At 42.3% G+C, this 13,106-nt stretch carries 10 protein-coding genes; all 10 read right to left on the bottom strand.

Annotation, left to right across the window (positions count from 1 at the left end; genetic code table 11):
* Positions 1-183: 183 nt before the first annotated feature.
* Complete coding sequence (locus MHI27_RS15990) at positions 184-1,392, bottom strand: GDSL-type esterase/lipase family protein (RefSeq protein ID WP_341128298.1); 1,209 nt, start codon at positions 1,390-1,392, stop codon at positions 184-186.
* A gap of 17 nt (positions 1,393-1,409) precedes the next feature.
* Positions 1,410-3,626, bottom strand: a complete 2,217-nt coding sequence (locus MHI27_RS15985; protein WP_405174163.1) for an FAD-dependent oxidoreductase — start codon at positions 3,624-3,626, stop codon at positions 1,410-1,412.
* A gap of 99 nt (positions 3,627-3,725) precedes the next feature.
* Positions 3,726-5,351, bottom strand: coding sequence for a response regulator (locus MHI27_RS15980; protein WP_405174162.1), 1,626 nt, complete (start codon positions 5,349-5,351; stop codon positions 3,726-3,728).
* The gene (locus tag MHI27_RS15975) at positions 5,348-7,087 is read right to left on the bottom strand and encodes a histidine kinase (protein ID WP_405174161.1); all 1,740 of its coding nucleotides are present in this window, start codon (positions 7,085-7,087) and stop codon (positions 5,348-5,350) included. The genes MHI27_RS15980 and MHI27_RS15975 overlap by 4 nt, the downstream gene beginning before the upstream one ends.
* Positions 7,088-7,375: 288 nt before the next feature.
* Positions 7,376-8,962, bottom strand: a complete 1,587-nt coding sequence (locus MHI27_RS15970) for an extracellular solute-binding protein (protein ID WP_339795881.1) — start codon at positions 8,960-8,962, stop codon at positions 7,376-7,378.
* A 66-nt stretch (positions 8,963-9,028) separates the two neighbouring features.
* The gene (locus MHI27_RS15965; protein WP_042188438.1) at positions 9,029-9,898 is read right to left on the bottom strand and encodes a carbohydrate ABC transporter permease; all 870 of its coding nucleotides are present in this window, start codon (positions 9,896-9,898) and stop codon (positions 9,029-9,031) included.
* 13 nt (positions 9,899-9,911) lie between these two features.
* On the bottom strand, positions 9,912-10,859 hold the full coding sequence (locus MHI27_RS15960) for a sugar ABC transporter permease (protein WP_042188436.1): 948 nt from the start codon (positions 10,857-10,859) through the stop codon (positions 9,912-9,914).
* A gap of 350 nt (positions 10,860-11,209) precedes the next feature.
* Positions 11,210-11,359: a hypothetical protein gene (locus MHI27_RS15955; protein ID WP_231573272.1), complete on the bottom strand. Its 150-nt coding sequence runs from the start codon at positions 11,357-11,359 to the stop codon at positions 11,210-11,212.
* An 18-nt stretch (positions 11,360-11,377) separates the two neighbouring features.
* Positions 11,378-11,959, bottom strand: coding sequence for a TetR/AcrR family transcriptional regulator (locus MHI27_RS15950; RefSeq protein ID WP_076299839.1), 582 nt, complete (start codon positions 11,957-11,959; stop codon positions 11,378-11,380).
* Positions 11,960-12,052: 93 nt separating this feature from the next.
* The gene (locus tag MHI27_RS15945) at positions 12,053-13,063 is read right to left on the bottom strand and encodes a fumarylacetoacetate hydrolase family protein (protein ID WP_405174160.1); all 1,011 of its coding nucleotides are present in this window, start codon (positions 13,061-13,063) and stop codon (positions 12,053-12,055) included.
* Between the last annotated feature and the right edge of the window lie 43 nt (positions 13,064-13,106).

Here is a 13,106-nt window from a genome sequence, read left to right as displayed (position 1 = left end):
GGTTTTATCATAGCATGTTACAGAACTGTGAAATTTCTTTAATTTTAAGAATTTCTTATAAGATTTTAAGCAAGAAGAAACGACTTTGTCGTCCTTTAAAAAAGAGACCTACATCATAACTGCCCGCTCAACTGCAGTCAGTTATGATGTAGGTCTACCAATTGTACAAAGCCTAATGATTAATTATAATGGCGGCTGCACTAATAACAACTTCCCAAGCTGAATCACCGTTTGATCATACCAATCTGGATGCTGCCTAACGTGCTCTCTACTTCGTTCATTGCCGCATGCTTCAAACACGGCCGCTTTGTCTGTCTTCTCGGTATCGATTTCAAAGCGAACCGTATGTTTTCCATTCGGGAGCTCCGGCAAGAATACATACTGATTTCGATTATGATCGTTGTGTAGTGTGAATCGATCGATAATAAAGGGTTCCCCACCATCCACTGACACCTTCAATCTGCCAGAATCAGGCCCACCGATATCGAATAACCCGATATGGGTGCCCTCGAACTGCACCGTGATAGCCTCTCCAGGATCGACTGCTCGCCATAGGCCGGGGAACAACCAATTGTACTCGCGCACTAAAGCAAAATCATCGGGCGTCATGTAAGACCATCCTGCGGAAAAAGTAGTAAGACTATCCAGTGACAGCATGGTCGCATACTCCCAAGGATTAGCCGGAACCAACGGATTCTGAGGTAAGTGATGTACTAACCTTCCCTGATGACCTCTGAGTTCGATAATTACCTCAAATGACCGGGTGATCGTATCCGTGTAAATCTGGTGTCCTTCGGGAATAGTCGGATGGATCGAATCATGCGTAAAAACAACGGCACCAGAAATGGACACGTCTTCCCTTGAGGTAAAAACGAGTTTTCCCTCCGACACCAAGTGACTGACCGCTACGCCCAGATGAATCGAAGGAATACCATAATAGTCGGCCACTTCCTCTTGCATTAGAGCCCCCTTCTGGTATTCCCCAGACTGAAATAAGGCCACATCCCGCTCCTTCAGCGTATAAACGAACAGGATATCGGTAAACCGGCTCCGCTTGCGGATCTGACGGACAATCCCTTCGATCCGCGCCTTGGATTCGGGATCTCCGCCATCGTTACCGACAAATTCAACAAATACTAGATCAGGCCGATGACGCAGTACATCTGTCTCCAAACGGGCACAACCCAAATCCGATCCTGTCCCATTAATGCCTGCATTCACAGAGCGGATATCCGCCTTAGGATATTTCTCACGAAGCCAATCCGCCGTCATGACCCTGTAGCCTTCAGAACGGGTATTACTGCCGCCGAAATAGACGATTGTTACGGTATCCCCATTTTCCAATTTCTGAATTATATTGGGGAGCCCATTACGTGGGAATAATTCCTTCATCGTTACTTCACCTGACCTCATTTATCAATTTTAGGAGCAAACAATTTTACTGCAAACACTTCAAAATAAGGCGAACCATACGTTGCGCAGAAATTAATCCGGATTCGGGTTACATGTTTCGCATCCACCTTATGTTTATTCAACGTGAGATAATTCCCACGAGTTATGATTGTCCTCTCGGTTCCGTCTTCTAAGGTCAAGGTCATATCATAATCTTGGATAAGGGACTCGATCGGGTCGTTGAAATGCTCCAAATCCAACTGTGAATTGAAAACAAGATGGATTTCGTCTACATTTTTGGGGCTTGCAAAACAGAATTCCAACCATTCCTGTTCTTCCGTACGTTCAGAAATCCAGCCGTTCGGTAGACCATAAGGTCTGGAGAAGCCGTTGACGACATTCTCGGGATTATACATACTCTGGGACGGTAACAGATCCTTGAAGCAAATGCTCTTATTGAATTTCTTCAGCCTGGACGGCTCTTCCGGCCTATAATGGAAGCTGACCGCTCCTGTTATTTTTTCTTCATTACCGTAGACGGCAAGGCTCGCCGTACCTTCCAATACGATGTAGATTTTGTCGTCAGCCGGTTTCTTGCAGCCCAAATTTAGCGTAATCCAGTCGTCATGACCGGCTGCAATATCCAAGCGGTAATCTTTCAACTCGCTAGTGGGAATGTAGTTTTCCTTCCGTTCCCCGGCAAACAGCTTTACATGCAAAGTTTCCGAATGCTCGGACCTATTTTTAATTTTGATCCGTACACTTTCAGCCACGGATGTCTGAATCGGCAAGACCAAACATAACTCTTTCTCCAAGGGAATCTCTTCAGTTGGATGAGGATTATCATAGCTGCGCTGAGACGAGGAACGAATAGTTAATCCGTCAGCGAAGTAAGGATTCAATTCCTCTTGAAGCCCTACAATCGTTTGGCCATCTCGAAGCAGCAGCGCCTGCAGCTCCTCCATATGAGATTCGACTATGGCCGCAGGGTCTATCTCATATTTCAAGCATAACGAAGCTGCCGTTCCAACCGCCTGCCCCATACAACCGCAGGTTGCCATTACCCTAGTAGATCCGAAAGCCACATGGGTAGCACTTATATTGCGACCAGCGAACATGAGATTAGGAATATTTCGTGAATATAAACTGCGGAAAGGGATATTGTACAATCCAGGCACGAAATTCCATGCTGTAGCTGGCCCCTCATCGTAGATGCCCTTATTCGCATGTAAATCCATATACCATCCACCGACGGATACAGCATCTTCGAAATGCGGCTTTGCTGTAAGATCTTTCTGAGACAACATGTGGTCCCCTATGAACCGCCTCGACTCCCGCTTTCCAGGAATCGGGCATACATAATCCAAGATGAGATTGTCTACATCATCAAATTCGCCGCTATTTTTGATATAATCCCAAATCCCGTACACCAATTTCCGCAGTTCCAATGCGATGTCTTCATTATTCTTGATAATATCCATATGTCCACCATATTCCAGCCACCACAATCCGCCAAGCCCATTGATTTTTCTTGGTAAAGCCCGATGGTTTAAGCCTTTTCTGATACTATCGAAAAAAGCCAACTTCGTAATATCATACGCAAAGCCAGGCCTTTTGAATGGAACGGAATATTCTACGTCACGGGCTTGAAACAGGATCGTATCGCCCATGGTGTAATGGTCCGCCACTTCAGGAGCCAATTCTTCCATGTATTCATGCTTCGCTTCTCTCCCCCAGCGGAAGAGAGCACCTGCTTGATATCCGACAACTCCATCTCCGGAGCAATCAATGTAGGTTCTGCTTTCGAAGCGAAATTTTCTTTCGGAAGCCAATTGAAGGCCCTCAACCCATTTAATTCTGCCGTTCTCCATGCCCGTTTCATGCACGCATGTATTCAGAAATAGAGAAATGTTAGGCTCAGCATAAACCATATCCAACAAGACCGTATCCGAAAGCGAAAGCATAAGCTTCTTGTTGTATAACGGATTATAGTGAAAAATCTTCAACTTGAGTTCTTCCACCAATCCGCCCTCGCGTGCATAATAGGATGGACTGTTTCCGAGATATGCTGACCCGTTGATATGAACCCGGACCTCGCTGCTCGCATTTCCTCCAAGAACCGGCCGATCATTAATAAGTGAAACCTGCAGCCCTTGGCGTGCGGCAGCAATGGCAGCGCATATCCCAGCAATACCTCCGCCTACGACGGTTACATCTGCTTTAATAAGCTCCATTTTGATAACCTCCATGATTAGATCCTTCTATCATGGTAAGCCTTTTGATGCTCTTTTTTTTACATGATTTCGCGAGAAATTTATACATTTTTTGCAACCTTATTTGGATTCATACCGTGTCATTTTTATCCGATATTGCTTAGGCGTATCACCCGTATATTCTTTAAATAGTTTACAAAAATAACCTTCATTCACAATTCCTACTTCCTCACACAATTCCAATAAAGAATAATCCTGAACATTTAACAGCTCGAGAGCTAAGTGAATTTTTTTGCGGTTGATGTAGCTGATAACGCCCTCGTTCATTGTTTTTTTGAATAAGCTGCTAAAATAAGATGGAGCTAAATTCACTTCCTCGGCAATAGCCTCCAGCGTTAATCTCTGTTTCAGGTTTTTCTCTATAAACCGCATAGCACTCATGATTTCTATACGATGTAAAAGTTGGCCAGCGTGTACATATTCGAATGTGAAGTCGCCAATATAGGCAAGCTGCTCCCGAAATGTCATGAATTTTATGGGAAACTCTGATGCATCCGTGGTCAACGAGTTCCCCGATTTAAATTTCGCAGTAATGTCTCTGTACAAGCCTTGAAGCATAGGTGCCATGATGGACTTATGAATTTTATAATCTGTCACAAATTGGTTTAAAGCAGAGAGTTCTTTCTCCAGCGCTTCCTTGGAAACTTTCCTTTGTATCCATGTGAGAAAATCAGCCAGTTTCAGCTGAAAGTCCTCCTTTTTGTCATTACGGTAATGGAACCGATGCATGGGTGTTTTGACTACTTTCTCTTCATGATAGTAGAAATCCTCACTCACGTTATTAGCTTCCATGTAAGCTTGTTTGATGGATTCCCAGCCTCGGTGGGGACCTCCAAAAGCTACGGACACCCTTTGATTCAAATATTGATGTAAATGGGATACGATCTGACTGCCCAATGAATGGCAAGCATATTCCGTGTCCATATCGCTGCGATTATTTTCCCAGGAAAGAAAGCCAATAAAACGATTATCGGATAGATCCGCAGCTACACCTCTGCCACCGTTCACCACAGTTTCTTCGATTATATTCGTAATCGCATATTTCAAGATGTTTTGATCAGACGCTGAATAATCGTTTCGGAAACTTTCATACAGATTCATTTCAACAATGAAGCAGCAATAGTTGGCTTGAAAGAAATGGAATTGCATGCGATTGGCAAAATCCGATGCCCGATGAGAAGGAATTTCGCCTCTGATAAGCTCGTTAAAAAATTGCTTGCGGACTCTATATTTATTTTCAAGCACGGATACGTTTAACGATTGAAATTCCGCTTCTTTTTTCTTAACCTCATTTAAAATCCCGGCTGCCTTATCTAAAGCGCGATCTAAATCCTTTTCCCTGAGCGGAACCTTAACAATGTACTCCAAGACGTTGGCTTGAATAGCTCTCTGGGCGTATTCAAAGGATGAATAAGCGGTCAAAAGAATGTATTGGGTATTGGGAAGCTTTGGTTTTAGTTGCTCAATCATGGAAATTCCATCCATTCGCGGCATAACGATATCAGATATCACGATATCCGGCTTAAGCTTTACGATCTCCTCTATCCCCTCCAGACCATTATTTGCTTTTCCCACTAAATGAAATCGCTTATCCCTATGGGAGAGCTCGTTAAAAAACAATTCCAATCTCTGAATGATTAGATCTTCATCGTCAACAATGAAGCAGGTGTAGTCTCTCACCATCATGCATCTCCTTTAAACGAGCCTGCTGGAAATAAGGCTTGAACACGGGTTATTTCCTTAGGTATGCTTATAATTTGGAGCCCGAACTGTTCTCCGTAGTGAAGTCTGATTCGGTCATGAATATTATTTAACCCGATCCTTTTCCTTTTCACTTCCACATCACTCGGTTCTGAAATCAAAATATGCTTTATTTTATCAGTTGGAATTCCCTCGCCTTGATCCACTACTTCTATGATGACGTTGCCCCCCTCCCTGTACGCATGAATAGTAATAGGGCCTTCGATCCCCCCTCCGTTATAACCATGGAAGATACTATTCTCCACAAGGGGCTGCAGCAGCATTCGAAAAACTGGGAAATCTATTAAATCTGCTTCGATATTTTCAATCAAGTGGAAGTTCCTGTTATAGCGGATGTTCTGGATCGCGATATAGTCCGATACATTTTGCAATTCCTGACGCAGTGATACCTTCTCCGAAGCATCAGCTATCCCATATTCCAATATTGAAATGAGAGACTCGATCACCACATCTACTTTCTCAATTTGTCCTAGTCGTATGACATTACTGATAGAACCAAGCGTGTTATACAGAAAATGAGGGTTTATTTGAGACTGAAGCACTTGAATTTCCAGCTTCCGCTCAAGTTCATTATGTAGCTCCGCTCCCCGTATCAATTCCACAATTTGTTGCAGCATACGATCGAATGCTCGGGAGAGATCTCCAAACTCATCGTTTCGGTTAATCGATATTGTAGTTGTGAGGAGGCCTTGCTCCACCCGCTTCATTTTTGTTTTGAGCGCATAGAGAGGGGTCCTTATATATTTGGCAATAAAAAAGGAAATGAACAGACTTAAGAGAAGACCTGCAGCTAGAAGCCCGATATAATAGGTTTCCAATCTGGACAAAGCAGCTTTCAAGCGTGATTCATCGTTGATCGAGATGATGGTCCAGTTGAATTTCTCCGTCGGTTTTTTCAGAAGGGAGACTGGAATACCATCCTTGGAATGTAGTTGAAGGCTTGTTTCTGTAGTATCCAGAATTTGTTCCGCTGACGTTTCACCGATTGAAAAAGTATGATCTTGAATATTCATGGGTCCTTTATTTTCCGAAAATCCGGCAATGATTTTTCCCGATGCGGTGATTAGAGCCAAATCCATTTGTTCTTTTTTATTAATCTTGAACAAGGTTTCTTCAATGGCATTTAGATCCAAATCTACCGCAATGGCCATAGGAAACGGAGCATTGTTCAGATATCGAACCATCGTAACTGTCCAGCCGGAATATTTAGATTTGTAAGGATCACTGACAAATGTAGTCCTTCTGTTCTTGTCAGCCGCATCAAACAAAGGTTCTCTTTCAGCTAAAGGTTCATCGAATATTCGGGTAGGTGTACTCCCACCTAAAATGGATAAATCGCTTTTGATCAAATAAATATTACTGACGTAATTACTGTTGAGTTCATACAGCTCTCTTAATTGCTTTTTAATCACTTCTGTATTGTCAATGTTGGCTTTCACCGATGTTTCGACCGAGAACAGGATCGTCTGAAAGGAGGAAAAATTAACTGTGAAATACTGATCTACCTTGTCTAGTATTTGGTTAGTGTAATAAATGTCAGTTTTTCTTATTTCCTTTTGGACATAGTGATAAGACAATTGACTTATCAAGATTATGCAGCTTAATACAAATGCAAAAACGATAAAAAATAATTTTAAAGGCAAGCTGATTCTTCTTCGCATCTATCATCTTCCTTTTAAATCTGTATTAAACAAATAATAGCATATGATAAGAAGAAACGCCTTCGGCGTCCTTTTTAAGGACGATAAGCGTTTCTTCGAAAAATAGAAGGAGAAAGTATAAAGTAAAACTTATACTTTCTTATATTTCAATAAAGAGAGGGGCTATTTATAGCCTCTCTCTTTATTTAAAAGATAAGAATTTATATGCTTCGCGCATAAATGTTCCTTATCTTTCTCGCTGAAACGGTACCGTCCTTTAAAAGGACGGCGAAGCCGTTTCTACTTGATTTACTTAATTAAGCCCGCTTCTTTAAATTGCTTGATTACTGTGTCCTTATATTTCTGCATGTCAAACTTGGTATCCAACGTATTGAGGAAATTCTCCCAGTTAGAAAGAGGATCTTTGCCGGTCATAAATTTGACCAAACTTTCATTAATGAAACGTTGGCGGTCAGCTGCCAATGTATCGTTCGGGTCTTCAGTCAATAAATTCCCGGGCAAAGTAGGCGCCACGTATTTCTGATTGTTCTCAAAAGCTTCTGCCGTCTTAGGATTCTGGAAGCTGAAGTACTCAGCATCATCACCACGACGCGGCATTCTATAATGGTCAACCCATAGGTACTTTTCTTTCATTTCCTTTGATAATTCGGAGGTTTTATTCTTGATCTTGCCGTCCACTAAATCCCAATGAATTCCTTTAATTCCGTATGCAAAATTCGGATATGCTTCTTTGTCCGTAAAGAGATAATTCAGCATGGACAAGATCCGAATGATTTTGTCCTTATCCGCTTTCTTGGATATGGCCCATGAATTGCCTTGGAACGATTTTCTCTCTACAATTTGATCGCCATAAGGACCTATCATTGGAGGAATGACGATCCATTCCGGTACCTCTCCACTGATTTCTTTCATTTTCTGCTGATAATCCGGTTCCAGCCTGCGTGCATCTCTTATCATGAAGCCAACTTTACCCTTAAATAACTTTTGGTCCAACAAATCGGGAGTATTCATCGTCACCCAGTCTGGATCTACAACTTTGGCTTCCATCATTTTATTGATATAAGTGAGCGCCTCTTTCATTTTTGGGTCGGTATACAGGAACACCGGTTCATTGTCTTTCACATCGATGGCTGATGGAGGATTGACACCAAACATCCACATCAAACTATCGAAGCCGTAGGTTTGCAGATTGCCTTCTTTATTCATGCCGCCTATGAATCCGTAAGTATCGTTTTTGCCATTACCGTCCGGGTCTTTCTCTGTAAAGGCTTTCATAACTTCGAATAACTCGTCAGGTGTCGTTGGCACTTCCATATTCAGCTTTTTCAGCCAATCATTGCGAATGAAGAAGCTTCGACTGATACCATTTACATTATCATAACCTGGAACCCCAATGGTTTTTCCTTGATAGGACATCGCCTCCCAGGAGTCGTTGCTAAAACGTTTCTGTAATTCAGGAAATTGATCCAGATACGGTGTCAAATCCGCAAGAACGCCTTGGTCATAATATTGCGCGAGATCAGCCCGGCTTTTCAAGAAAATCAAATCTGGAATATCTCCTCCAGCAATGAGCGTATTTAATTTAGTCGTTGCTTGACCTGATTGAGGAATCATCATTTCCAAGTCGATATTTACTGCTTTCTCCAACATTTGTCGTTGGATATCTTCTTCACGGGGAGGAATCGGAGCAGCAGCATTGAAAGTGCCTTGGTTAAACATCGAAATTTTCAATTTTTTTTCAAAGGGACTAGACTGGCCTTGTGAATTACCCGTAGCTGACGATGTAACCTCTTTTTTGTCCCCACATCCTGACAATACCGTTCCCACACCGACCATTGCTGTCAGAATAGCAAATGTAATCGCTTTACGTTGCATAATGACCTCTCCTTTGCTTCTATATTATCACGGTTTCCCCGTAACAACTCAGGTTGGAATTTCTTTTTAACCTTTAACCGATCCCAAGAGTACACCTTTGGTAAAATGCTTTTGCATAAATGGGTAAACGATCAAAATCGGAACTGTAGTCACGACAACTGCTGCCATTTGTATAGCGAACGTACTAACAGCTCCGGTATTGGCAAGCGAATCAGCACTTTGGGTTGCGACGTTAAGCAGGATGTTGCGCAAGATCACTTGAAGCGGCATTAAGTTTGAATCATTGATATAAACAATAGCATCGAAATAACTATTCCAATGCCCGACTGCGTAAAATAAGGAAATTGTGGAAAGGACGGGCAAGGACAAGGGTAAAATGATCCGCCATAACGACTGAAGCTCACTTGCACCGTCTACCCTCGCTGATTCCTCGATTTCAGCAGGCAATTGCTCGAAAAAGCCTTTAATGATCACCAGATTAAATGCACTAATGAGATTTGGAATAATCAATACCCACGGACTGTTTAGCAATCCCAGAGAGCGGACTAGTAAATAAGTCGGAATTAATCCTCCCCCAAACATCATGGTGAAGACAATGAATAGTAAAAATGGGCTTCGACCCGGCAAATATTTTTTGGATAATGGATATGCCGCTATTACCGTAAAGAACACATTAAGAGCAGTGCCTACTATCGTTCGAAACAATGTAATTTTATACGCCTGCCCGATACCATGAGAAATGAATACTTCTTTATAGGCTAGAAAGGTAAAGGATTCTGGTATAATAACAATTCCTCTTCTTAACACTTCCGATTCTGGCGTCACTGAAACAGCAACCACATATAGAAAGGGTAGTAAGCAAAGTAGAGCTAGCAAAATAAGAATAAAATAAACGACTGCTTGCCAGACTTTCTCTCCGATTGTCAAATTGATCATATTGATAACCACCTCACCAAATTTGCCCATCGAATTTTTTGGCGAGCTTATTCGCTGCCAACACTAAAACAAATCCGATGACCGCTTTAAACAATCCCACAGCAGTAGCCAAGCCAATCTTAAGTCGCTCGAGCCCTTCACGGTATACCCATGTGTCGATAATGTCGATCTTCTCCTGATTAAAGCTGTTGGCAAACATGAATATTTGGTCAAAACCAGCATCCAGAATATGGCTTAATTTAAGGATCAGCATCAGAATCATCACGCCTCGAATGCCGGGAAGTGTTACATGCCATAGCTGTCTCCATTTGGAAGCGCCATCAATTCTAGCCGCTTCATATAAGCTTGGATCGATTCCTGCTAATGCTGCAAGGTACAATATCGCTCCCCATCCAATATCCTTCCATATTTCAGATAAGATGATCAGCAGTCTGCCCCAGGCAGGTTCCGTTAGGAATGAGATGGGTTCAACTCCAGCTTCCTTCAAAATCATGTTAAAAAGACCATCCCCTGGGGCTAATAATGCCACCATCATTCCATAAACAATGACCCATGATAGAAAGTGGGGTAAATAAGTGATCGTTTGTACGATTTTCTTAAACCATTGGGTATAAACTTCATTGAGCAGCAAAGCAAGTATGATAGGAGCTGAGAAACCGAACAATAGCTTATACAGCGATATGATTATCGTATTTCTCATGATGTCCCAGAAATAAACGCCGTTCATAAAATCTGTAAAATTTCTAAATCCCACCCATGGACTATCCCATAGTCCCAATGCTAGGTTATAGTTTTTAAAAGCAATAATGATTCCCGCCATAGGAACGTATTTGAAAACGGCAAAGTAAAGTAATGCCGGGAACAAGAGAGCGTACATCACTTTATACTTTTTTATCGTTCTTATCCATGAATTTCGCTTTTTGGTGAGGGGAATGGCGTCCGCTGCCAATTTTGCTTGCATATCATCACCTCGTCTTTATTTATATTTGTATAATAGCATCCCACTACCCCAATAAATTTCTGTGATTTCAAGAATTTCTTATAAGATTTTAAGTAAGTACAGCCTTGGATAATTCCAATACAATAGGCATGATTGTCTTGATTTAAAGCTGTACAATAACTCTGACTCGAAAGTTTGAGTATAGACCAAATACAATCCTGAGGTCCCAAACAAAAAAAGCCCTAGAAAAAATTGGGCTTAATTTAATGAGACATGTTTTTTATATAATGCATCCACGTATTTTATTTTCCATTACTAAAAACTACATTCATGAGCAAAAAAGGCATCCTCCAGCGTGGAAGGATTACCTTTTACTTCTCCAATGTTCCATCTGCAACGATTGTTCCATGCTTAATAATCATCACATCATCAACCGTCGCTGCATGCTCTTCCATTAGATGAATGGATAGTAACACCGAGTTTCCAGCCTCAGCCCGTTCTCGTAAGTTTAGACTTCTCATTAAATAAATCAATAGTGCTTATGACTGAGCCAAAATTCCTTTAACAAACAATGAGACACTGTGCTTGTAGAACTCTTCCTCGGTGACGAGTTGGGATTGATATTGCCGGTGAATCAGCTCGCTCATCTGAAATCCGTAGCACATCGAGAGAAAAGACATTGCGACAAGGCGCTCATCCTGTCTGGCTATAACTTTTTTATTCTGCAAGCGTTGAAAATATTCAACCAGCAAGGAGTGAAGCTTCGCCGGCGGATCGGCTAGCACTCTGTCTAATTCGGGAAGCATTCCTTTGTCGCGGATGCCAATCAAAATGATGTCCGCATTTTTATGGAAAAACAAACGGTACTGCTGGCTTACATTCAGCAGATCAACTTCCGGATTATCGGTCGCGTCCTCTTTTAACAGCTTCTCAAATTGCGGGATATCCGAATGTCTTTCAATGATGGCTTCCAATATGCCTTGCTTGCTTCCAAATTGCCGAAAAATCGTAGATTCATTGACTTTAGCTTCCGTTGCAATGGCTTTGGTGCTTACTCCCCGATAGCCATTCTTTTTGATGAGCTGTGTCGCGGCTTCAATGATTCTGTCTGAAGTTTGCATTGTACTTCTCCTTTTGCATATGTTAATCCTATTCTACTACAAGTTTTGCATATGCAGCAGGGTCGGGGTTCATCATTTTGATAAACGTTTTTTTTAAGGCAAATCACTTCTTTTTTCCCAGCGGCTTGGTTCCGTAATCTTGACATGATCAGGCACCAATTGCGTGAGCGTGCCTAATTTATCAAATGTAATCTGGATTCGGTCAGAGGGCAACAGCCATTCTTCGGTCTCGATTGCGCAGCAATCCGGTATCGTCCCCATTCCTATAATTGTGCCCGGGAGTGGCGTGAAAACTTTGAGAACCTCCTCCATCACTTTTGCAGGGTGTGCAGAATACTCGGATGTGCTTCCCTTCCAGTGCAGTCTCTCCCCGATGCGTACATCCACATCCAGTGCCAGCGGGTTGTCGATTTCATCCGGCGTTACCAGAAATGGTCCTATTCCTTTGCTGCGATCGAAATCTTTGCAGCGCGTCGGTCCGGTCATCGCCTGGAAATCCGGCCACTGCACATCGCGGACAGTACTGTCGTTAAAAATAACATAACCTGCAATGCAGTTCCCCTTCCCTGTAACAAAGGCCAGCTCCGGCTCGATATCCAGGTAGGAAGAGTACGAAGGCCAATGAATCGTATCCCCATCGCCAATTAATGCATTATGGTTACACTTATAATAACTGAAAGTTACTTTATTCAGATCTTGCTGGAATTTTTCGGAAATTTTACGTGTAAGCTCTTCTCTTTCCGGCCCTGTATATTCTCTTTGCAGCAGATTTACGCCAGCATTTCTCAGATGTCTTGGCGTCAGCCCGAAATCGATAAGCGCAGCCGGATTCGGAACCGGCGGTAGCAGGTTTACCGCTGCAATCGGGCTGATTTCATTTTCATTGAATTGATGCAACTGTTCGACAGCATATTGCATCATTTCCTTAGCGGCATCATAACTTGCCGGCAAATAATGAAGATAGCTGTCCATACTTTCAAGACTGTCAACGAATGTTCCCTGCTTTTTCATGATTGCGGCAAAAGACACGACAAATTTCTCGTTAATTACAAGCCCAAACAAAGGTTCCTGGGATGTATTGGTTTGAAAGGTTACTAGTTTCATGGTTAAGCGCCTCCATCCATGTAGTGTGATGTTGTTCTGTTAC

This window comes from Paenibacillus sp. FSL H8-0261 (genome assembly GCF_045040645.1).
Taxonomy (GTDB): Bacteria; Bacillota; Bacilli; order Paenibacillales; family Paenibacillaceae; genus Paenibacillus_AQ.
Note: the sequence above shows the minus strand (reverse complement) of the source record. Positions and strands in the feature narration are given on the sequence as shown.